Source organism: Legionella rowbothamii (assembly GCF_900639985.1).
In the GTDB taxonomy this organism is placed as follows: Bacteria; Pseudomonadota; Gammaproteobacteria; order Legionellales; family Legionellaceae; genus Legionella; species Legionella rowbothamii.
In genome coordinates this window covers 141126-163760 of sequence record NZ_CAAAIM010000005.1, presented here as the reverse complement: position 1 = coordinate 163760, position 22635 = coordinate 141126, and the positions used below count along the sequence as shown (strand labels likewise).

Sequence of the window (22635 nt, the reverse complement as noted above, 5' to 3'; positions counted from 1 at the left end):
CAATTTGAGTCACAAACCCCGGGTAAGTATTTCTCTACTACGGTAATGCCTAACTACGCTTCTTCTTGACGACGTAAAAAAGCAGGGATATCTAGATAATCAACATCAGGTACATGATCACCATTTGCTTTCATCGCGGAAGCAGCTGCAGTTGAACCGCCCTGCTTACGCACTACTGCTGGGCGATCTAACTCTTGATAGTCAAATGAACCATCACTTCTCATTGACTCAACCAATCGTGCACGATACGCTTGTTGTGGCTGAGCTTGTTGATGACGTTGTCTTGCATCACCCAAACCAGTAACAATTACAGTAACTCGCATTTCATCTGTCATGTCTGGATCAATTACTGTTCCAACCACTACTGTTGCATCATCGGAAATAAATTCTTTAACAACATCGCCAACCTCTTCAAACTCACCGATTGACATATCAAGGCCTGCAGTAATATTCACCAGGATTCCACGAGCACCTGAGAAATTCACGTCTTCTAATAATGGAGAAGCAATCGCAGCCTCAGCAGCTTGACGAGCACGTTGTTCACCTACTGCGCTACCGGTTCCCATCATCGCCATACCCATTTCAGACATTACTGTACGTACGTCCGCGAAGTCTACGTTAATTAAACCTGGGCGCGTAATAAGATCTGAAATCCCTTTTACAGCACCGAGTAATACATTATTGGCAGCTTTAAATGCATTTAATAAACTAATATTTTTACCCAAAACGCTCAGTAACTTATTGTTAGGTATGGTAATTAATGAATCAACATGTTCTGCAAGACGACGAATTCCTTCTTCTGCAGCCAAAGCACGTTGCTTGCCTTCGAATGAAAAGGGTTTAGTTACAATCGCAACCGTTAAAATTCCTAATTCTTTGGCAATTTCTGCAAATACAGGAGCTGCACCAGTTCCAGTACCACCACCCATTCCAGCAGTAATAAATACCATATCCGCGCCTGCGAGTATTTCACGAATTAATTCGCGATCTTCTTCAGCTGCTTCGCGGCCAATTTGTGGATTCGCACCAGCACCTAAGCCTTTAGTTAATTCATCACCTAACTGGATGTGAACTTTTGCATTAGATGCTCTTAACGCCTGAGCATCTGTATTAGCACAGATAAACTCAACGCCATCAATATTTTCAGCAACCATGTGCTCTACAGCATTACCACCACCGCCGCCGACACCAACTACCTTAATGACTGCATTACTACCTTGCAGTTGGCCTTCCATTAATTCAAACATAACCGTGCTCCCCATACGTTTATTCTGTAATAGTAACCAGTAAAAATTTCCTCTTCCGCTCCCTCAATCGGTAAAGCGTTTCCAGTTACATGTATCTTAAAAATTTCCTTGAAACCATTCTTTCATACGCAACCACAAGCCCTTAGAATTTTCACTCATTGCTGGAACATTGTAGCGTGCATCATATTGTTGCTGGTATCCGTGCAACAGCAAACCTACACCCGTAGCAAAGGCAGGATTTTCAGTAACTTCAGCCAAGCCTGATACATGATGTGCATAACCTTTTCGAACTGGCATTTCGAAACAAAGCTCAGCCAGCTCAATCGCACCATGAACATTCGCCGCACCACCGGTAATAACAATTCCGGCAGCCATGCGATCTTCAAAACCACTGCGGCGCAACTCATTACGTACTAAAGTGAATATTTCTTCATAGCGTGCTGAAACAACATCAGCTAAAGCTTTTGCTGAAATTTTTCTTCCTGGTCGCTCATTAACACTGGCAACTTCCAACATTTGCGTTGGATTTGCTAATTCAGGTAAGGCACAAGCATGAGTTAATTTGATTGCTTCCGCTGCTTTAGTAGGTGTACGTAAAGCCATTGCAATGTCATTAGTTACTTGATCACCAGCAATCGGAATTACTGCCGTATGCTGAATCGCACCTTCAGAAAATACCGCAATATCTGTAGTTCCCGCGCCGATATCAATCAAGCAAACGCCTAAGTCTTTCTCATCATCAGTAAGTACCGCATGACTTGAAGCCAACTGCTCGAGAATAATATCACTCACATCCAAACCACAGCGACGAACACATTTCACAATGTTTTGTGCCGCACTCACAGAACCAGTCACCAAATGGACTCGTGATTCAAGTCGAACGCCCGCCATGCCTACGGGCTCACGAATGCTGCCTTGGTAATCGATAATGAATTCTTGAGGTAGGATATGCAGAATTTTTTGATCTGCAGGAATAGCAACTGCCTTTGCCGCTTCAATCACTCGCTCCACATCGGCTTGCGATACTTCTTTTTCACGAATAGCTACAATACCATGTGAATTTAAACTGCGTATGTGACTGCCAGCAATCCCCGCATAAACTGTTCTGACTTCACAGTTAGCCATCAACTCAGCTTCTTGTACTGCGCGCTGAATCGAATTAACTGTAGCCTCTATGTCAACGACTACACCGCGTTTTAAACCACGAGAAGGATGACGGCCAATCCCAATTACTTCGATTGTTCCATCGGAGGATACTTCACCTATCAAGGCATTGATTTTTGAGGTGCCTATATCCAAGCCAGTGATAATATTTTTTTCTATTTTCTTAGCCATTATCGTTCCGTTTGTTGTTTCCACTGCACTGCCATACCACGCGGATAGCGTAAGTCTACACTTGCGAGCTGCTCGATTTTTTGAGCAAATACAGCTGGATAGGCCTTACAAAATCGCAGCAATCGTGCTTCTAACTCGTTCTTTCCTAAGTATATTTTTATGTTATTTCCTATTAATAATACCCAGGATTGGTTATCTCTTAAATGCAGTCCAGTAGCATTCAATCCGTACATTGATAATATCTTACTCAATTTTTCGTAAACTTGTAAGACGTCTAGTTGCTGAGATGATGGTCCTTTTAACTTTGGTAGACTTAAATCACCAATATCTGAGCCTTCATTAAATAACCGACCATCTCCGGTCATTAACGAATTCCCCCAAATCGCTACTGGTTTCTTTTCGATTAGCCTGATTTTTAACGTATCTGGCCAAACGCGCTCTACGGTCGCCGTATCTACCCAGGTCATTTCATTCAGTTCGCTTTGCAATGCCCTTGCAGGTAAGGCAAAGAAACTATCACCGACATATTTTGCTAAAACATCTTCTAACTCTTTATGAGTCACATGTTCATAACTTGCAGCCACTTTAATCGTGGTTATCGGAAAATACTCTGCATCAGATAGGTACCAATAACCCAGGCGCCCCGCTAATATCACCGCGCAGAGGATTAACCCCCAAAGCAGGCAAATATAGCGTAAACTCCCAGACTCATTGGTCCTATTCGTACTCATTGCACTCACAGATAATTAGTTACTAAATGTTTACGACAATTTTGATGAACCTGAGCAATACGAATTAGTTCATCAAGCAAATCGGGATAAGCTAAACCACTAGCCTGCCATAACTTTGGATACATGCTTATGGAGGTAAAACCAGGCAGAGTATTAATTTCATTAAAATAAATAGTTTCTGTCTTATCATTCACAAAGAAATCTACTCGCGCCATCCCTTTGCATTTTAAACGGGTAAAGACATCTGCAGAAGCTTGCTTTAATCGCTCAGCTAAAGCCGGGCTTAAAGGAGCAGGAATAATTAAATCAGTTTGACTACTCTCAAGATATTTTGCCGAATAAGAATAAAAACCATCGGGATGATGAACACAAATTTCACCAGCCATACTTACTCTTGGAGCAGCTGAAGGATCTAAACTTTCGAGTACAGACAGCTCTATCTCACGGCCTTCGATAAATGACTCTACTAAAATTTCCTCATCATAGCGTAACGCATCATCGACTGCAGCCAACAATTCACTCATATTTTGAGCTTTATGAATGCCCACACTTGACCCCATAGAGCATGGCTTCACAAACAATGGCCAACCAAATTCAGCGGAAACCTCGTGACAGAATCGTTGTCGTTCTGCAGCAGGTGCATGCCATGATAAAAGTTTGTAGCGTGCTGATTGTAAACCCTCAATGCAAGCCACACGGCGCGTCATGTCTTTGTCCATACCAATAGCGGAAGGTAAGACATCACATCCAACATACGCTATACCAGCTAGTTCCAAAATACCTTGTAAACAACCATCTTCATAAAGTGGTCCGTGAACTACAGGAAACACAACTTCTGCATCAACAGCAAAACGTCCATCAATCAGTAAGCTTGCTAAAGGCTTAGAACGCTCTGTAACCACTGGAAGCTTATCTTTATAGGCTAATAGATCTTCATATTGGTGCACATGAAAAAATCCCTCTTTATCCATGGCAATAGGAATAATATGATATTTTTCTGCATCCAAATGAGTTAAAACAGATGCAGCCGAAACTAATGAAACTTCATGCTCTCCGGATTTTCCACCGTAAAGCAATGCCAGGTTGATTGGCTTGGACATTAAGCGTCTCCAATAATATGAACTTCGCGCATCAACTCAATTGTTGTTTGCTCACGAACTTTAGTTTGCACCAAATGAATTAATACTCCAATATCAGCCCCATTTGCCGGTTTATATAGCTTGTAGGCAGGCCCGCCTACGCGCCAGGGGCTGTATTCTGCCAAAGATTCATTATAAAGCAAAGTGCCTTGACATTCCGCAGCTAGCTCATAATCTTTTTCAGTGATACTCATCATCGACCGACTCTCACAGTTCTTCTTTCATCAGGTTCACTGCAATTTGACCAATATTCCCAGCTCCCTGCATTAAAATAACATCACCATCTTGGATAAATTCGTCCAACATGGCTTTAAGTGAGCACTCATTCACTAAAGTAACATCTTTGTCATAACTTTCGATCTTTTGCGCTAAGCTTTCACTGCTAATTCCGGGAATAGCTGCTTCACCAGCAGAATAAATATCAAATAAAAATAATTTGTCCGACAGTTTCAGTACATCTACAAATTCATCATGCAAAGATTGCGTTCTTGAATAACGATGAGGTTGGAACACATGCACTAAACGCTTATTCGGCCACACACGACGAAATGCGTCGATGGTTGATAAAATTTCTTGGGGATGATGACCATAGTCATCAACGACCAATGCTGAACCACGCTCAAAATGTTTTTCGCCTAACATTTGAAAGCGACGACCAACTCCTTGGAACTTGGCAAGGGCGCTCATAATAGCGGCATCGTCAACACCTAATTCGGTAGCAATCGCAATCGCAGCTAGGGCATTTAATACATTATGGCGTCCGGGATATTGGAAACAAATATTGAGCACTGAATGGGGTGCCGGACGAATTACGGTAAATTCGCTAATCAGCTCATTCTGAGTCCAATCAACAGCGCGATAATGAGCATCATCACTAAATCCGTATGTTAACGTAGGGCGCTCAATTTGGGGCACTATACCTCGTACCTCGGGATCATCAACACAGACTACGGCAAGCCCATAGAATGGTAAATGATGCAAAAACTCGAGGAAGGTAGTTCTCAACTTATCAAAATTATCATCATAGGTGCTCATGTGATCAGCATCGATATTGGTGACAATTGCCATCATAGGCTTGAGGAATAAAAACGAGGCATCGCTTTCATCCGCTTCAACGACGAAATAAGGGGACTGGCCAAGCTTGGCATTCACACCGGCGCTATTTAATTTACCACCAATAACAAAACTGGGATCTAACCCCCCTTCCGCCAATAAGCTGCTGACCAAACTAGTTGTGGTTGTTTTACCGTGTGTTCCAGCAACCGCGATGCCATGGCGAAAACGCATTAGCTCAGCAAGCATTGCAGCACGTGGTATGACTGGGATCATCTGCTCCCGCGCGGCGGCAACTTCAGGGTTATTCAAACCTACCGCTGAGGAGCGGACCACAACATCCGCACCTTGAATATGCTCTGCTTTATGGCCCAGATAGACCGGAATACCTAAAGATTTTAACCGTTGTACCGTGCTGCTCTCACCTGCATCAGAGCCTGTGATGCGATATCCCTGATTATGTAATACTTCAGCAATACCACACATACCAACACCACCAATTCCAACAAAATGAATTTGTTCAACACGCCCCATCCTTGGAGATATAAATGGTCCTGAATAACTCACAATTCCCCCTTATGCTGACAGCGGTTTTAATCCTAAAGCCTGCCAACGATTTTCATGATCAATACGCAATAATAATGCGATGACCACACAATTAATTACCATACTTGCACCACCATAACTCATCAGTGGTAAAGTTAACCCTTTTGTAGGCAGTAAACCTGAGTTTACCCCCATATTAATAGTTGCTTGCAGCCCTAACCAAAAGGTCAAACCATAAGCTGTATATGATGCAAAAAACCGTTCCTGAATAAACGCATTATACGCAATCGTCAACCCACGAATTACCAAAATACTATACAAAGCAATAACCATCAAAATGCCGACCAAACCTAACTCTTCTGCTAACACTGCGAATAAAAAATCGGTGTGCGCTTCAGGAAGATACAATAACTTTTGAATACTCTCCCCTAGTCCTGCTCCAAACCAGCCACCACGCCCAAAAGCAATCAATGACTGCGTCAACTGATAGCCACTATTATACTGATCAGCCCAAGGATCTAAAAATGCAGTTAAACGAGCAAGTCGGTAAGGGGAAGAAACGGCTAAGAAAGCTAGAGCCCCCATAACTATGAGCAATAGCCCTATATAATAGCGTAATTTAACCCCAGCTAGAAATAACATGGCCATAACCGTACCAGAAATCACTACGGTTGCACCAAAATCCGGCTCGCGTAACAATAATACGGAAACCACACCCAAAACCACCATGGGCTTGATAAAGCCTAAAATACTCTCGCTTACTGCCTTTTGCTGGCGAACCAGATAACCCGCCAGGTAAAAAATCATAGTAAGTTTGGCAATTTCAGAAACTTGCACCCCGATTGGTCCAACCGACAACCAACGTCGACTGCCATTCACCATTTTTCCAATTCCGGGAATTAATACGATAAGTAGCATGAATAAACATACCATGAGCATAGGCCCACTAATACGTTCCCAAAAGCTACTGTCCGTACGCACCACAACCAGGGCAATCATTAGACCTGCAAATAAATAGCAAGCCTGCCGAATTAAGAAATGAAAGGGTTGATGAAAATATTTAGTAGAAATCATGACTGAACTTGAGGCAACCATCATCAAGCCAATAATTAATAAACCAATGACAACGCTAATCAGCCACTTGTCATAAAGAGAAATGGGTTTACTTACAGGTTTACCTCTTTGATTAACGTGTCTTGGTTTCATGCCCTAAAGCCCACATACAAGAGAGGTAAATAGTTCCCCGCGATGATTAAAATCACGAAACATATCCAAACTAGCGCAAGCTGGAGATAACAAAACTACATCCCCGGGCTTTGCGTGTGTTTTGGCTACTGCCACCGCATTGTCTAATGAGGAAGCTCGTGCAATTGGAACCACATCAGCCAAAGCCTCTTCAATTTTATCAGCATCCTCACCAATCAAAACAATAGAACGAACAAAATCTGCGATGGGTTGTGCCAATTCCTTAAAATCAGCCCCTTTTCCTTGCCCCCCCGCGATAAGTACAATCCTTCCTTGCATAGAGCCTCCTATTCCATTAATTGCAGAGATTGTCGCACCAATATTTGTTCCTTTAGAATCGTTTATCCATTCAACACCTTCGAGGGTACGTACCCACTGACAGCGATGAGATAAACCAGAGAACGTAGTTAGTACCTGTACAATATGCGACTGCGCAATCCCTGCTGCATCAGCTAAAGCACATGCGGCCAAAGCATTGAGCCAATTATGTACTCCTTTGATTAATACAGACTCTGCAGCCAAAATGCAAGTAGTTCCTTTCGCTAAATAAATTTTTCCGTCTTGATTAATTAAGCCCCAATTTCCTGCTCTAGGTACATCTTGACCAAAAGAAATGGAGTGTGTTGATAAAACAGGCATCGTGTGCACGTCTTCACGATTATAAAGCGACACTTCTGCATGGTGATACACACGTTGCTTGGCGGCGATATACGCCTCCATCGTATGATGTCTATCTAGGTGATCTGGCGATACATTAAGGATGGTTGCTGCAACTGGTTTTAAGGAATGAGTTAAATCTAACTGAAAGCTTGATAGTTCTAAAACCCACAAGTCATACTGATGTTCATCATCCAGCATATCCAATACAGGAGTACCAATATTGCCTGCAACAGCGACATTAAATCCGGCCGTCTTTGCCATTTCGCCTACTAAAGTAGTTACTGTGGACTTGCCATTAGTTCCGGTGATCGCAATCACAGGAGCATGAATTTCACGTGCCAAACATTCAATATCTCCATAGATAGGAATGCCTGCAGCCCTTGCTTTATTTAAAAAGGGCGTATCTAAGGCTAACCCGGGGCTCGCGATAATGTCCGTTAATTGCCTCAGTACTTCTTCAGGGAGCTGTTGCGTATAAACAGTGGCCTCAGGAAATTCAGCAGAAAACTCAGCTAAATTAGGAGCTTGCGGCCGTGTATCAAAAGCAACAAACGGCTTGTTATTCCTGCGTAAATAACGTGCTACTGAAAGCCCTGTTTTACCTAAACCTGCGACTAAATATAGAGGATGTTTCATGAATGCACCTTGTCTATCGAAGTTTTAAAGTAGCCAATCCGCATAACACAAATACAACAGTGATAATCCAAAAACGTACGATTATCTTTGGCTCAGACCAACCTTTTAATTCAAAATGATGATGCAGGGGTGCCATACGAAATAAACGCTTGCCATGAGTATATTTAAAGTAACCCACTTGTAAAATAACCGAAAGCGTTTCGATCACAAACAACCCCCCCATCAAGAGCAATACTAGTTCTTGGCGAACCACTATAGCTACAATTCCCAAAGCCGCACCTAGGGCTAAAGAACCGACATCCCCCATGAATAATTGGGCTGGATAGCTATTGTACCAAAGAAAACCAAGACCAGCGCCAACGATAGACGCACAGAAAATAGTTAACTCACCTTCATTAGGGACGAAGGGAATTCCTAAGTAATGAGCATGTACGGCATTACTGGAGGCATAGGCAAAAATACCCAGAGCACCAGCTACCATAACAATGGGCATAATGGCTAAACCATCTAAGCCATCCGTCAAATTCACTGCATTTGAACTACCTACAATGACAAAATAAGCCAAAACAGGGAAAAAGACTCCCAGGCCAATAGTCACTGATTTAAAAAATGGTAAGGTTAATTGGGTATGTACTGGTAACGTAGCATTCATATATAAATAAACTACAGCAATAAGCGCGATCACCGACTGCCAAAAATACTTCCAACGCCCTGGCAAGCCTTTGCTATTTTTTAAAACCAATTTACGATAATCATCGACCCAACCAACAATCCCGTTACCTAAGGTCACGAGCAATACCAACCATAAGCTGGACTGTTGCAAATCGCCCCAAAGCAAACAACTTACAGTAATAGCAAGCAGAATCAAGATCCCACCCATAGTGGGGGTACCTGCTTTTGATAAATGCGACTGAGGACCATCATCACGCACCATCTGACCAATTTGCATGTTTCGTAACCAGCGAATCGTGTAAGGCCCACAAACCAAACCGACGATCAATGCGGTTAATGCAGCCAAAATGGATCTAAATGTCAAATATTGAAACACACGTAACGCATGATATTGTCCTTGAAATAACTGCGTTAGCCAGTAGAGCATATTGTTGTTCCTCTTATTAAAATAGCACTTTAAGATCTATCGTATTGCATCATACGCAAAAAAAAACGTAAGCATTCACCTAATAGCGCCAACCCAAGGAAACGTAGCCGTATTAACAAAGCACAACACGGGAGAACACAGCTTTGACTTAAGCGCGCTCCCGGATTGCAGTGCACCGAATCCGGCCTACAGTTTTCCTTAAATTACCACCCTGATGAACACTCACGACAATCAACGACATTCAAGGCATGGAAAAAAAAGTGGCCAAGCATATCATACTCAGGCCGTATCAATTAAGCAGTTTATTCACAATTTTTTCCATAGCGCTGGATCGTGATCCTTTCACCAAAACAACTGTACCAGAAGACAACTCTTTGATTAAATTTTCAACCAAAAGCTCCTGGTTCTCAAAGTGCTTACCACCAGAGCCAAATGACTCGGCAGCCAATTGGCTAAATGCACCGCAACTCAGTAGTAAATCGATCCCTAAACGACGAGCAGCAAGCCCTACCTCTTGATGATGTTGGGTAGCCCAAGGGCCTAATTCCCCCATATCACCAAAAACGAAAACCTTCTTACCTGGACGCTCAGCTAAAACCTCTAAAGCAGCCAGAACAGAACGTAAATTAGCATTATAGGTGTCATCAATTACAATCGATTGATTTTTACCAGTCAGTACGGTCAAGCGTCCTTTCACACCGCCAAAATTAGTTAATCCCAGTTGAATATCGTTAATCGGAATGCCAATCGCATAGCAACATGCAGCAGCAGCTAAAGCATTACGTATATTGTGCATCCCGGGAACATTCAATTGGATATCCACTCGTCCATTAGGCAAAATTAAAGAAAATTGCCCACATCCTCGAGTATCTAAACGAATATCTTGCGCATAAATATCTGCAGGATGTTCGATTGAAAAACGTAATACTTTTTTATGCGTTAACAGATCATCCCAAAAATGAGCATAGCTATCATCATCATTGATTACAGCCGTACCTGCTGTTGCAAGACCCTGATGAATCTCTCCTTTAGCATGAGCAACTCCATCAATTGAGCCAAAACCTTCCACATGAGCCGGTGCAATATTATTAATTAGTGTTACATCAGGATGTACAATTGCCACAGTATGTGCAATTTCACCTGGGTGGTTCGCTCCCAACTCAAAAACAGCATAACGATGTTGGCTAGTAAGCTGTAATACGCTTAAGGGAGCTCCGATATGATTATTTAAGTTGCCTTTAGTTGCATGTGAAGGTGTTGGTAAAATAGCAGCGATCATTTCCTTGGTCGTGGTTTTACCATTCGAGCCTGTTAAAGCAATAACTGGGCAATGAATATCTTGGCGATGGGCAGCAGCAATTTTAGCTAAAGCCAGGAGTGGATCTTGCACAACAAACTGAGGAATACTCACCCCGGCCATTGGCTGCTTAACAATAGCAGCCAATGCACCTTTTGCTTCAGCTTCTTTAATAAACTCATGTCCGTCAAAATTCTCCCCTTGAATCGCAACAAACACATTTCCCTGTTTTATTTCGCGGCTATCAGTACAAACACCGGTAACTTCAGCATTAATCTGACATGATTGAGTAAGTAAGGCAGCAACTGTATTTAAATTCATAAGTATTAAGGAAAGACCAAAAGTCTAGTGTACTAACACTTTAGCTTGGAGTTCAAGGGGTATTATATCAAGCGATAGTTTTAGTTACGTTCCACCCCGAAAAGAATTCTCAATGAGATTGCGAATGCAGTAATGAGAAACGTCGGGCCATGGGCCCGACCTACGATATACTTAGGCTAAAACAGCATCTAAATGAGCATGATTTAAGTGCAGTGTTTGCTGATAACGTTCAATACGCTCCTCAGTCAAGGGACGACGCTGTTCGTCTAATAAATGCGCGTCTAAACCATCACTTAATTGTCTCGCTGTATCCAACATAGTTGCAAAACGTTGAGCATCAATCTTAGGATTATTCGTTGCCTGCATGTAAAGGCACAAACCACGTACTGTAAAAGCTCCAATGTTCTGTAAGTCAAAAATACCGGTGGCTGTGGCTGCAGCTAAGCTGCATATAATAGGACCATCACCGTTGGTAAATTGGTGGCGGTGAAATAAACCATTATCACCGAAACGTAATCCAGCAGCTAAAACAGTTTGCAATAATTCATAACCAGCAAACTGTCTGCTTTCCTTCGCAAGCAAAAACATCATGAGCGTTGGACCTGTAGCGTCTTCAACAGCTTCTTTCTCGCTTTCGTCAGCATTCCCTAAATCAACTCTAGGTGTTTCCTGCATATGCGAACTTAAAACAGGCTCTTCATCTTCAGGCATTAATCGAGGTTGGGGTTGGGTAGCATTGTTTTTTTTAAGCTCTTCTGCGGCCGCAGATTCAGCATTCAGCTTTCGTACAGCAATGATGTCATCGCCATAACTGGGGCCATCATAAGCAGGATTTTTCTCCGCTCGTCCTCTACTTGGCTGTCGTTCTGTGTTTATGCCCTGTCTACGAGCCTTCATTAAGCGCCCAATGGCAACTATTACCCCAATCAACAACAGGACATTAAGAATTAAACTCCAATTTGCCTGCATCATTTACTCCATAGCCAAAGCTTGTGTTACATCAACAGCAACCAAGCGAGAAACACCAGGTTCACGCATAGTTACCCCCATCAAATGATCTGCCAACTCCATCGTCACTTTATTATGTGTAATAAAAAGGAACTGTACGTATTGTGACATCTCTTTTACCATCGCGCAAAAACGCCCTACGTTTACATCATCTAAAGGTGCATCCACTTCATCCAACATACAAAATGGTGAAGGATTTAACTGAAAAATAGCAAATACTAAAGCCACCGCAGTCATGGCTTTTTCTCCACCGGATAACAAATGAATCGTACTATTTCGTTTTCCGGGTGGCTGTGCCATTACTACAATACCAGCTTCTAACAAATTATCACAAGTTAATTCGAGTTGCGCGCGCCCCCCACCAAAAAGTCGTGGGAAAAGAGCCTTAAATGAAGTATTCACTTCATCAAAAGTATTTTCAAGACGTACTCGAGTTTCCTTATCCATCTTTTCAATGGCAGTTTCAAGTGTTGCCAAGGCTTCGCATAAATCATTATGCTGCTCATCTAAATAAACTTTACGTTGTTGCTCGCTCGCGAACTCTTCGATTGCGGCTAAGTTAATCGCCCCCAAGCGTTTAATTTTATCAGTTAATGCAAGCAATTCATCTTCTCGCATTCCCTGGCTTATACCTTGAGGAATATGTTCTAACACGGCGGGTGCCTGTAAACCAGATTCATCCAAAGATTCTTGCACAGAACTGGCCCGAACAGCTAAAGCCTGTTCTTCCATACGTGCTTGTCCAATTAACTCTTGCACGCGCTTGACTTCAAGATCACAGTTTAAAATATTTTTCTCAAGATCTTCAAGATCCATACGCAATTGGGCCTGCTGTTCGCGACTCATGGTTAATTGTATTTCAACTTCGGCTTGTTGAAGTAACAGATGTTCTAATTGTTCTTTGAGCTCAGAGCCAGGATTTTCTGATTGTAAACAGAGCAAAGCCAAACTTTCCAAACGCTCTCGTAGAATATCCAAACGTTCTTGCTCACGAAAAATACGATCGCCCAATTGCTGTATTTTATTTTTTTCCCGATCGTATTCTATCTCTGCGTGGTGTAAGGCCCTACGCGCCTCCTCCACCTGTCTATTTTGCGAGGCCAAAGTATTGAGCCATTCTTGCTTTTCATGCAGGCATTGTTCTTGCTGCAATTCGGATTCCTGACACTGTCCTTCTAATTCCTGCAAGCGCTCTTTAATTGTCATGAGCTCAGCAACCGTCTCTTCCAACACCATCTGCAATTCGTCACATTCATCCGTCAAGGTTGCAGCAAGCTTTTCCGCATGAAGTAGAGCTTGCTCATTGGTACTTAGCGCCGCAGTGTTTGTTCTTAAGGCCTCATTACAAGAATTCACATTTAGCTGCTGCAACTCAATATCTTGAATGCTCTTTTGCACTTCTTGATGATATTGATCGCGTTGTTCTCTTAGGGCTGTAATTTTTAGCTCCAGCGAAACAACAACCTCAGTTAAATCAGCTATCCTCTGTTGGCGTGCAAGTAAGCCCAACTCATCCTGCTCATTGGCGGGGACAAATTTAACCCAACCTTTACCTAACCAAAAACCATCCGGCGTAATGATCGATTGATACTCGGTCAATTCCGGTAACCAGCTTAAGGCTTCATCAAAATGCTCTGCAGTAAAAATATGTTCTAAAGGATGCACATGTGCCGGTACGGTTCCTTGTATCTTATCGATGAGACGTGGGCGAGTTATTGTTTGCTCTGTTACTGCACGGAGCGTAACAATATTTTCCCCTTGGCGCTCACAAATTTCTCGTTGCGGCCACAGTTCTTCAAAGGTTTCCAAGACATAAGCATGCAAGGCATCATTCAAAACGCGTTCACAAGCAACTTGCCATTTGGGTTCAACCTGTAGCACATCCATTAAGCGCGGTCTATCACTCCAAGCACTCACACCCTTTTTATTTGTTTGTATTCCTTGTCTAGCAGCACGCTGGGCAGCCTGCAAAGCAGCATGCTCACTGTTGGCACGATGAAACTCATCTTGTAGTTGATGCAATTGCTGTTCTGTCTCTTGCGCCTTGGCCCTTAATTGGCTTGAATACTCTTGGCATTGCTTTAATTGTGCCTCATCAAATTGCTGATTTTCTATTAATTTTTCCCGCTGTTTTTCTAAGCCATTGCGGGTTTGCTGTAAGTCAGTAATGGATATCGATTCTTGTTCTAATTGAAGTTTTTCCAAACGCACTAAGGTTTGTTGTTGTTTTTGCTCCAAATGCTGAGCGCTGACTTGCGCCACTTGAAACTCTCTTTTCAAGTTATTCGCTTGTGCCTGAACTTCTTGCCAACGCATATCCCATTGTGCTTGTTGTTTTTGAGTTTCCTGCGACCACCCTTCTTGCTCCTTAAACTGAGCGCGTAATTTAGCTAATTGTAAATCAAGACTTTCCGCTTTTTGTTGGCACTGGAGTAAGTCTTCTTGATCTTGTTTTAATTGTTCTTCAGCAACCTGCCAATCATCTTGCATTTGCTGCTGATCTTGTTCCAAACGCTTTTTTTCACGAGCCTGTTGTTGAATTGTTTCTTCTAAACGCGCAATTTCCGTGCCTAACTGATAAAAAGTGGCCTGTATTTGTTGGGTTTGCTCATCCGCATCATGAAGTTTCTCATTAAAGACCACACGCTCCGTATTTGCCTTAGTCAAAAGACTTTGCTGTTCTGCATGACTAACTGCTAAATCTTGTAATTCACGCTGCTTCACCTGCTGCTGTGCCACAAAATCGCGCCATTTTAAAGCTAAAATTTCCGCACGACATAATTGTTCTTCATCTTTAAGAATAAGATAGCGTTCAGCCGCTTTTGCCTGCCGTTCCAGGCGTTGCAATTGTTTGTCTAATTCATCACGAATATCAGCAACACGAGTAAGATTTTCTCGGGTATGGGCAATACGCTGTAAGGTTTCTTTACGGCGCTCTTTGTATTTAGATACTCCCGCCGCCTCTTCAAGAAAAACACGTAAATCTTCAGGTCTCGCTTCAATAAGTTGTGAAATAGTGCCCTGGCCAATAATAGAATAACCACGCGCCCCGGCTCCAGTGCCTAGAAAAATATCAGTAATGTCTTTACGACGACAACGACTTCCATTTAGGTAATAAGAAGAGTCACCATCCCGGGTCACTACACGTTTTACGGCAATTTCACCGTAACTGGCGAATGGTCCGGTTAAGCGCCCAAGGCTATTATCAAAGATTAATTCTACAGAGGCCTGCCCCACCGGCTTACGATTGGAAGACCCATTGAAAATAACGTCCGTCATGGACTCGCCACGTAAATTACGGGCAGAACTCTCCCCCATAACCCAACGTACGGCATCAATAATATTGGATTTTCCACAACCATTAGGACCAACTACGGCAACCAGCTGGCTTGGAAAATACACAACAGTAGGGTCAACAAAGGATTTAAAACCCGCTAATTTCAATTGCTTTAAATGCATGGCCTTGGCAATTTAAACAAACTAAAGGCGCATTATAACTGAGGAAAGGTAAAAACGCTGCATTTTACAAGGGATTGCACTACCAAATTATTAAGTATCTTGAGTATAATGCCGCCATCGATAAAACATAGGTATTTAAATGAAGTCTCTCCTACATAAGTTATCACTCGCGGCCTTAGCCTTTTGTACCGCGCTTACTGTTGCAGCACCAATTTATGCAGAGCCACCAAACTTAACCTGTATAAAAAATGAACTCAAAAAGTACCATGATTCGGGACGTTATGAGAAAGACTTAGCGCAAGTAATTGAAAAAGCACAGTATTATATTAATCAGCAAGCGCGTATTAATAAAAAAAGAAAAGCCCCAAAAAATCTAGCCATTGTTCTAGATATCGACGAAACCAGTTTATCTAATTATAAATATATGATTAAACGTGATTTTACTGGGACAAAGGCAGAGTTTCATCAAGATGTCATGGCCGCTAACTCCCCCGTAATTAAACCGACACTCCGTTTATATAAGGATGCCATAAACAATGGAGTAAAGGTATTCTTTGTAACAGGAAGACGAGGGCCAGAAGCAAACGCAACTGCAAAAAATTTGCATCGTGCAGGTTATCATAAATGGGCTGGACTTTATTTGCGTCCTACTGATTATGATCAGAAATCCATTATTCCCTTTAAATCACATACCCGTGAATTGATTACCCAAAAAGGCTATACCATTATTGCGACGATTGGGGATCAGTACAGTGATTTAAAAGGTGGCTATGCGGAAAAAGGATTTAAATTACCTAATCCTTATTATTACTTACCCTAACTTGAAAAAATTAGGTCATTCTGAGAAGTACATTCACTTCGCTCAGAATGACCTACTCTTATCCCATCCACTCTCGTGAGATTAATATGACTATTGCCCTAGTCTGGTTTCGACAAGATTTAAGATTGAGCGATAATCCCGCGTTTATCGAAGCTTGTGCTCAACATCGCGTTGTAATTCCATTGTATATTTATGATGAAAAAACCAGTGTTTTAGGAGAAGCTCAAGCCTGGTGGCTTCATCATAGTCTTAGGTCTCTTAGTTGCTCTTTAAAAGAACTGGGATTAAATCTCCTGCTTCGTAAAGGCGAGCCTCTCGAGATTATTTTTGATTTGGTCAAGAAGGTTCCTGTGACCGCTGTATTTTGGAATCGCTGCTATGAACCCAAAGCAATTATGCGAGACAAACAGATTAAAGCTACATTATTGGAGCAGGGTATCAAAGTACACAGTTCCAATGGGAGTTTACTTCACGAGCCATGGACAATTAAAAATAAAAACGGCGGTTATTTTAAAGTATTTACTCCGTACTGGAAGCATTGCAAGCAAATACTTACTATTCAACCTCCCAAACATTTATCGTCTGAACCTGCCAGCCTTGAGCTGCAAAGCGATAAGCTGGAGGAATGGGGCTTGTTACCCAAGCTCAATTGGGCTTCTCGATTTAGTGACTATTGGACTCCAGGAGAGAAAGGTGCGCAAAAAAAACTTCAGGAGTTTATTGAGCATCATTTGAATAATTACAAAAAAAATCGTGATTTCCCTATAAAAAATGCCACATCGCGTTTATCACCTCACCTACATTTTGGAGAAATCAGCCCATCAATCATTGTACGTGCCATTGAATTAGCTAAGCTTGATCCGAATTGTGATATAGGCTCAGCAGAACATTTTCTCAGCGAGTTAGGCTGGAGGGAGTTTTCAGTTTATCTACTCTATCATTTCCCCACCCTTGCCCACGAAAACTTCAAAGCGGAGTTTAATGCATTTCCTTGGCACAACGAGAAGCAACTATTAGCCTGCTGGCAAAAAGGATTGACTGGCTACCCTATAGTTGATGCGGGGATGCGGGAATTATGGGCAACTGGTTATATGCACAATCGCGTACGCATGATTGTGGCATCATTCCTTACGAAGGGCCTACTGATTGATTGGCGTTTGGGGGCTGATTGGTTTTTAGATACTTTGGTCGATGCTGACCTGGCAAATAATAGTGCAAGTTGGCAGTGGGTTGCGGGTTGTGGTGTTGATGCCGCGCCTTATTTTCGTATTTTCAATCCCGTATTACAAAGTCAAAAATTTGATCCGGATGGCAGTTATATACGTCATTGGGTTCCTGAACTATCTCAATTAAACAGTAAATCCATTCATGCTCCTTGGGAATCCAGCGATTCTGAAAAAATTTATGCAAATGGCGACTATCCAAAGCCAATTATTAATCATAAGGAAGCTAGGGAACAGGCATTAAGTTATTATCATCAATTAAAAATGTAACCTCCCTAACTTTACGATACTGATGGCTCCCGCGGTCCAGCTGCAGGAGTCCACTCCGTATGTTGATTTAGGAGTCAGAACCCTCGAATTCCCGTGGCTTGACCACGGGCTCCATAGATCGTGCAATATAGGTAGAGCCCACCGTCAAAATACATGAATTCGGCTGACGCAGTTATTTTCCTGGAAAACCTTGATTATGCTTCGCATCAAGGCTACTTGTGTCTTCATTTATTAGTGTGTTCAGCATCAAATTCATGAGTAACGTTATTTGCTTCTCATACATTGGACGGTGATACCCTCCCTCCAACCCCCAATATATTCCAGCTATTGATTTTTTATTGTCTTGATACAAAGCAAATATTTTCTCGTAGAACCTGGTCATATCCGCATCACTGAAACGTTGTTTTTGGGCCTCGAGTTTACTCATCATGCGGTTCGTAATGTATTTACCGCAATAGGCGGTTTCATCCTCATGAGAGTCCCAACCGGTTGGTAAGAAAATCATTATTTCTTGTTTGTCTTTTTTTGCCTTAACCAGATGCTCTTCCATTTGGTGTATGGCAAAGGCCAGAGCAGGATGAAACTCTTCGTTTTGGCGAGTGATTAAACTTAAATCCACTGCCAAATACTGCGCATTACCATGCCACCAACTGTTAATTCCTTCTTTTATTTCCTCGCCCGCGAATCCCAGTTTTCTTTGGATAAAAGAATGGTCTTGTCTTGGATAGACACGCGAATCAAAAATATCCACATGACAAATGGATAGATGGGCTGCGGTAGTTATTAAATCATCACCTAAGCCATTATCGCGGTTAACATCCGTCCCAATCACCAAAAATTTTAAAGCCGGGTTCGCTAACGCCATGTATTTAATTAAAATTGCGGTTTTATCCAAAATACAAAAACCACTACCCTGGTTTTTAAATGCATGATGACTGGGTAGACCAAAGGAAAAATGTAATTTTGCACCATGAGAGAGTGTGGTAGCTAGATCCTTAATCAAAACCTCGAAAGCTCCTGGAGTTATCACTACGTCATTCTCTAAATCCAGGGTACCACTCGACCTTGCCTCAATGCAGTAATGCACCAGCTTTTGCAAGTATTCAAAAGAATGGGTGGTGAGTAGGGCTTGCAACAACATATCTCGCACCGGGATCTTGCCTAAGTATTCTAGTGCAGTAACCTCATCCCCTTCTCTAATTGCATTAAATACATTGCTCCAAAGCTCAGGGAGCGCAACTTCATCGGTAGTCATAATGGGTAGTGCAGAATTCTGCGCTTGGATTTGTCCTATTTTTTTTACCATATGCGTTAAGCGCTGATATTGATCCTCTTGTGCGCCAGCAGGCATTTCACGCATTTGTTGAATATCAGTTAGAGAGGGAATTTGAATCCCATATTCCTGATGATTGGGTGGATTTTTTGACGTCCTGGTTCTAAAAAAATAATTTTGTTTCTCTTGCATTTTCATTTCCTATGAAAATTTAAGTGACGATATTAGGCCCTATATCTCCTGTTCCATACAATAGATTATAGGGCTTAATTAAATGTAGCAATCAACAAATTATTGATACATCGGCTGAACATAGTGTGTAGATTGCACATCAGCCAAAGGAGCAGAGGGACCTACATCCTTCAGTGCTGCATCATAAGTATCGATCAAATGTTGTGACAAGCCTTGACGAGCGCTAGCGCTTATGGTACGAGAGCCCCAAAATGTAAGTCCGGTTCCAACTGCCGCAGTTATGGAGCAACTTAAGGTTAAAGCCGCTACCTGGGTTTGGATCAGGTTAAGTCCCAAAGCACTCCCCCAAGCACTCAGAGCGGAAGCACTACCTAGAGAGGAAGCAAAGGCTAAAATGCTGGTAGTAACCATCACCGCCCCCAAGACAACCATTAAAGCACCTAACAGTTTTTTACCTAATGAAGAGGCGCCCGTTGCTTGTTCTGCCATATGAAACAAACGCAGTGTTGCGCGTGAGTCACTCCCGTCATGATGTAATTGCATTAAGGTATTGGCCAAGCAGACATAGAAATGATAATCAATAGATTCATTTCTACGGATCTTTTCACAGATCTCAATATCAATCGCTTGAGCGCTTTGTCTAATACTCTGTTGTAAGTAGGTCGCCTGGGATAACGAATCATCCAAAAGTCGATCCATCACTTGCTGGCATCTCGCAACTTCATCGCTGTTTAATTCAGCCTCGGTAATTGCAAAAACACGACGCTGTTCTTTTTTCGTAGCTCGAAACCAAGCCATCGCATTAAATGAAATACCTAGGTCGTCTAAAAGATCTTCTTGTGGATCTATATGCGTAGTATTAATAACTTCTTCTAAAGTACTAAGAAAAATCTCATCTTTATTTTCTTGTTGGACCCGGCAATAGATATCCGCTAAGAAGCCGCATAGTCGTAAATAATTTTCTTGCTGTATCTTTAAATCATATACATCAGCAATTAAGAAATCCAAGCCATTATGAATTGCATGCAAACTACTACGAACAGTCAATGATTGGTTGCTCATATGCTGATCTTCATAAGCATTTACCGCAGTGAGTAATTTGTCACGTAAATCCATTACTAAGGAACGAGGATTCGAACATAATACATGTAAGAACAAATTTGCTGATTCAATCTGTTGCCGTATCAGTTCGCTCTGGGAGGTTAATTTATTCAGTTCTTGAGTTAAACGACGGATGTTATTTTGATATGGTAGCATATCATTAACACGCTCTTTTCTTTGTTGATCTAAAGAGATTAATTGGCGTTGTAACTCAATAATTCGATAATTGGTATTATAGTCGCCATGTCGAGGAGGATGATAATTTGGATTGAGATAAGCCGCTACATCGAGAGATACCCCGGTATTCAAATTTAAGGCTGCAAGAGTTTCATTAATTGTCTGGTCTATTCGTTGTAATTCCTCTTCTAGGGGAGTTAAAACGAGCTGATATTGATGAATACGATTGGTATGATTAAGAATTAGTGCTTGATTATTTTTTAATGCAATATTCCAGGATTGTAACTCAGATGGCGTGTAACGAACAACGTCAATAGCAGGCATAAGTACCCTCACGGTTTAATTATGTAGGCAGCACGAATTATACAGCATGTAAATATTTAAATCAATGAATATGTTTTATATTCATTCAGTATATTCAGTTTAATAACAACCCTTCTCCCCAAAAGCATAAAAATAGCATTTGCATTACCTTGGGTATAAAATACGAAGCCTTAAAATCCCTGCCGAAAACAGAAGGAAATCACTACATGGCTGCAGCAAAAAAAATTCTGGGGACTTATTTTTTTCCTTTTATTTTAATGTCTTCTATTCTGCTGGGAGGATTTACTGGTTATTACTTCGGTTCTATCACCCCCTACTTAAAACCTTTTGGTGAAATTTTTCTGAACCTGATTTTTACCGCCATTGTGCCTTTAATTTTTTTCAGTGTGACTTCAGCCATTGCTCGACTCGGCTCAATGGGAAAGTTGGGTAAAATCATTTTTAATATGTCGGGAGTATTTCTTTTTACCAGTTTAATCGCCGCTATTTATGCGCTACTTGTCGTTAAAATGTTCCCACCGGCGCAAGGCATTACCTTGCCGCTGGCGGCTCAAGTGCAAGCGAATACCGCTAATTTTAGTAGCCAAATTGCTGGCATATTTACGGTAAAAGATTTTAGCCACTTGCTGTCACATCAACATATTTTGGCCTTAATCGTATTTTCTCTTTTAGTAGGTATTTCCACTTCACGCTTAAGTGAAAAAGGACACGTGTTTATTGACTTTCTGCATGCTGGAGAGGAAATTTTCATGCGGGTTTTTGCCCTAATCATGTATTACGCGCCTATAGGTTTCTTTGCCTATTTCGCTGTGTTAATCAATGAGCTAGGTCCGCAGCTAATGGAAAATTATCTGCGCATTGCCGGACTTTATTATTTCTATACGCTCTTATATTTTGTCCTGGGTTTTACTGGATATGCCTACATCGCAGGAAAAATGCAGGGTGTTAAATTATTTTGGGGTGCGATTTTCCTGCCATCGGTAACCTCAGTTGCCACCTGCAGCAGTGCAGCCAGTATTCCTGCTAACTTGATGGCTGCGAAAAAAATGCGTATTTCTCCTGAGATATATGAAACGGTAATCCCCTTAGGCACCATTATCCATAAAGAAGGCTCTGTTATTGGCGGTATTTTTAAAATTGCATTCTTATTCGGAATTTTTCATTGGGATTTTTCTGGTGCAAGCGTATTGCTCACGGCCATAGGTGTTTCTTTATTAGTAGGCACCGTCATGGGAGCAATTCCGAGTGGCGGGATGTTGGGTGAGTTACTCATATTAAGCGTTTATGGTTTTCCCCCTTCGGTGTTAATTGCAATTGCCGCGATTAGCATCATTATCGACCCTTTAGCCACTATGCTTAACGTTACGTGCAATACGGTGGGAAGCATGATGGTAGCCCGATTCGTGGATGGTAAAGAGTGGTATAAATCAAATCTCAATGTGTAGCCCGTATTGGAAAAAGTCCTAATACGGGGTGGGA

At 41.9% G+C, this 22635-nt stretch carries 17 protein-coding genes; 3 read left to right on the top strand and 14 right to left on the bottom strand.

Going from position 1 to position 22635, the window contains the following annotated elements:
- Positions 1 to 53: 53 nt before the first annotated feature.
- The 12 genes from ftsZ to smc all read right to left on the bottom strand — a co-directional run bounded on the left by ftsZ (position 54) and on the right by smc (position 15776).
- Positions 54 to 1247 carry a cell division protein FtsZ gene (gene ftsZ, locus E1P08_RS10245; RefSeq protein ID WP_133136924.1) on the bottom strand — a complete coding sequence of 398 codons (1194 nt, stop codon included), beginning with the start codon at positions 1245 to 1247 and terminating at the stop codon, positions 54 to 56.
- A 96-nt stretch (positions 1248 to 1343) separates the two neighbouring features.
- Entirely contained in the window at positions 1344 to 2582 is a 1239-nt protein-coding gene (gene ftsA / locus E1P08_RS10240) for a cell division protein FtsA (protein WP_133136923.1), read from the bottom strand.
- A complete protein-coding gene (locus E1P08_RS10235) occupies positions 2582 to 3313 on the bottom strand; it encodes a cell division protein FtsQ/DivIB (RefSeq protein ID WP_133136922.1) in 732 nt (243 codons plus the stop codon). Before E1P08_RS10235 ends, ftsA begins: the two co-directional genes overlap by 1 nt.
- Before the next feature lie 5 nt (positions 3314 to 3318).
- Complete coding sequence (locus E1P08_RS10230; protein WP_133136921.1) at positions 3319 to 4413, bottom strand: D-alanine--D-alanine ligase family protein; 1095 nt, start codon at positions 4411 to 4413, stop codon at positions 3319 to 3321.
- Positions 4413 to 4649 carry a hypothetical protein gene (locus E1P08_RS17340; RefSeq protein WP_207387357.1) on the bottom strand — a complete coding sequence of 79 codons (237 nt, stop codon included), beginning with the start codon at positions 4647 to 4649 and terminating at the stop codon, positions 4413 to 4415. The genes E1P08_RS10230 and E1P08_RS17340 overlap by 1 nt, the downstream gene beginning before the upstream one ends.
- A gap of 10 nt (positions 4650 to 4659) precedes the next feature.
- On the bottom strand, positions 4660 to 6039 hold the full coding sequence (gene murC, locus E1P08_RS10220; protein WP_423202221.1) for a UDP-N-acetylmuramate--L-alanine ligase: 1380 nt from the start codon (positions 6037 to 6039) through the stop codon (positions 4660 to 4662).
- A gap of 42 nt (positions 6040 to 6081) precedes the next feature.
- Positions 6082 to 7257: a putative lipid II flippase FtsW gene (gene ftsW / locus E1P08_RS10215; RefSeq protein WP_133136919.1), complete on the bottom strand. Its 1176-nt coding sequence runs from the start codon at positions 7255 to 7257 to the stop codon at positions 6082 to 6084.
- 3 nt (positions 7258 to 7260) lie between these two features.
- Positions 7261 to 8592, bottom strand: a complete 1332-nt coding sequence (gene murD, locus E1P08_RS10210) for a UDP-N-acetylmuramoyl-L-alanine--D-glutamate ligase (protein ID WP_133136918.1) — start codon at positions 8590 to 8592, stop codon at positions 7261 to 7263.
- A 13-nt stretch (positions 8593 to 8605) separates the two neighbouring features.
- On the bottom strand, positions 8606 to 9691 hold the full coding sequence (mraY, locus tag E1P08_RS10205; protein ID WP_133136917.1) for a phospho-N-acetylmuramoyl-pentapeptide-transferase: 1086 nt from the start codon (positions 9689 to 9691) through the stop codon (positions 8606 to 8608).
- Between the two features lie 289 nt (positions 9692 to 9980).
- A complete protein-coding gene (locus E1P08_RS10200) occupies positions 9981 to 11309 on the bottom strand; it encodes a UDP-N-acetylmuramoyl-tripeptide--D-alanyl-D-alanine ligase (protein ID WP_133136916.1) in 1329 nt (442 codons plus the stop codon).
- 171 nt (positions 11310 to 11480) lie between these two features.
- On the bottom strand, positions 11481 to 12278 hold the full coding sequence (locus E1P08_RS10195) for a cell division protein ZipA C-terminal FtsZ-binding domain-containing protein (protein WP_133137028.1): 798 nt from the start codon (positions 12276 to 12278) through the stop codon (positions 11481 to 11483).
- Positions 12279 to 12281: 3 nt separating this feature from the next.
- Entirely contained in the window at positions 12282 to 15776 is a 3495-nt protein-coding gene (smc, locus tag E1P08_RS10190) for a chromosome segregation protein SMC (protein WP_133136915.1), read from the bottom strand.
- A 139-nt stretch (positions 15777 to 15915) separates the two neighbouring features.
- Here smc and E1P08_RS10185 point away from each other — a divergent pair, with 139 nt between their 5' ends.
- Both E1P08_RS10185 and E1P08_RS10180 read left to right on the top strand, forming a co-directional pair.
- Entirely contained in the window at positions 15916 to 16596 is a 681-nt protein-coding gene (locus E1P08_RS10185) for an HAD family acid phosphatase (RefSeq protein ID WP_133136914.1), read from the top strand.
- An 86-nt stretch (positions 16597 to 16682) separates the two neighbouring features.
- The gene (locus E1P08_RS10180) at positions 16683 to 18089 is read left to right on the top strand and encodes a cryptochrome/photolyase family protein (protein ID WP_133136913.1); all 1407 of its coding nucleotides are present in this window, start codon (positions 16683 to 16685) and stop codon (positions 18087 to 18089) included.
- Positions 18090 to 18261: 172 nt separating this feature from the next.
- Here the strand turns inward: E1P08_RS10180 and E1P08_RS10175 are convergent, their stop codons facing one another.
- Together E1P08_RS10175 and E1P08_RS10170 are read right to left on the bottom strand one after the other, a co-directional pair.
- Entirely contained in the window at positions 18262 to 19554 is a 1293-nt protein-coding gene (locus tag E1P08_RS10175) for an arginase family protein (protein ID WP_165485147.1), read from the bottom strand.
- Between the two features lie 99 nt (positions 19555 to 19653).
- The gene (locus E1P08_RS10170) at positions 19654 to 21156 is read right to left on the bottom strand and encodes a hypothetical protein (protein ID WP_133136911.1); all 1503 of its coding nucleotides are present in this window, start codon (positions 21154 to 21156) and stop codon (positions 19654 to 19656) included.
- Between the two features lie 206 nt (positions 21157 to 21362).
- Here E1P08_RS10170 and E1P08_RS10165 point away from each other — a divergent pair, with 206 nt between their 5' ends.
- A complete protein-coding gene (locus tag E1P08_RS10165; protein WP_133136910.1) occupies positions 21363 to 22601 on the top strand; it encodes a dicarboxylate/amino acid:cation symporter in 1239 nt (412 codons plus the stop codon).
- Positions 22602 to 22635 lie beyond the last annotated feature (34 nt).

Excerpts from the sequence above, each read along its gene's own strand:
- ftsZ (WP_133136924.1), bottom strand. The coding sequence starts at position 1,247 with ATGTTTGAATTAATGGAAGGCCAACTGCAAGGTAGTAATGCAGTCATT.
- ftsA (WP_133136923.1), bottom strand. The coding sequence starts at position 2,582 with ATGGCTAAGAAAATAGAAAAAAATATTATCACTGGCTTGGATATAGGC.
- E1P08_RS10235 (WP_133136922.1), bottom strand. The coding sequence starts at position 3,313 with ATGAGTACGAATAGGACCAATGAGTCTGGGAGTTTACGCTATATTTGC.
- E1P08_RS10230 (WP_133136921.1), bottom strand. The coding sequence starts at position 4,413 with ATGTCCAAGCCAATCAACCTGGCATTGCTTTACGGTGGAAAATCCGGA.
- E1P08_RS17340 (WP_207387357.1), bottom strand. The coding sequence starts at position 4,649 with ATGATGAGTATCACTGAAAAAGATTATGAGCTAGCTGCGGAATGTCAA.
- murC (WP_423202221.1), bottom strand. The coding sequence starts at position 6,039 with ATGGGGCGTGTTGAACAAATTCATTTTGTTGGAATTGGTGGTGTTGGT.
- ftsW (WP_133136919.1), bottom strand. The coding sequence starts at position 7,257 with ATGAAACCAAGACACGTTAATCAAAGAGGTAAACCTGTAAGTAAACCC.
- murD (WP_133136918.1), bottom strand. The coding sequence starts at position 8,592 with ATGAAACATCCTCTATATTTAGTCGCAGGTTTAGGTAAAACAGGGCTT.
- mraY (WP_133136917.1), bottom strand. The coding sequence starts at position 9,691 with ATGCTCTACTGGCTAACGCAGTTATTTCAAGGACAATATCATGCGTTA.
- E1P08_RS10200 (WP_133136916.1), bottom strand. The coding sequence starts at position 11,309 with ATGAATTTAAATACAGTTGCTGCCTTACTTACTCAATCATGTCAGATT.
- E1P08_RS10195 (WP_133137028.1), bottom strand. The coding sequence starts at position 12,278 with ATGCAGGCAAATTGGAGTTTAATTCTTAATGTCCTGTTGTTGATTGGG.
- smc (WP_133136915.1), bottom strand. The coding sequence starts at position 15,776 with ATGCATTTAAAGCAATTGAAATTAGCGGGTTTTAAATCCTTTGTTGAC.
- E1P08_RS10185 (WP_133136914.1), top strand. The coding sequence starts at position 15,916 with ATGAAGTCTCTCCTACATAAGTTATCACTCGCGGCCTTAGCCTTTTGT.
- E1P08_RS10180 (WP_133136913.1), top strand. The coding sequence starts at position 16,683 with ATGACTATTGCCCTAGTCTGGTTTCGACAAGATTTAAGATTGAGCGAT.
- E1P08_RS10175 (WP_165485147.1), bottom strand. The coding sequence starts at position 19,554 with ATGCAAGAGAAACAAAATTATTTTTTTAGAACCAGGACGTCAAAAAAT.
- E1P08_RS10170 (WP_133136911.1), bottom strand. The coding sequence starts at position 21,156 with ATGCCTGCTATTGACGTTGTTCGTTACACGCCATCTGAGTTACAATCC.
- E1P08_RS10165 (WP_133136910.1), top strand. The coding sequence starts at position 21,363 with ATGGCTGCAGCAAAAAAAATTCTGGGGACTTATTTTTTTCCTTTTATT.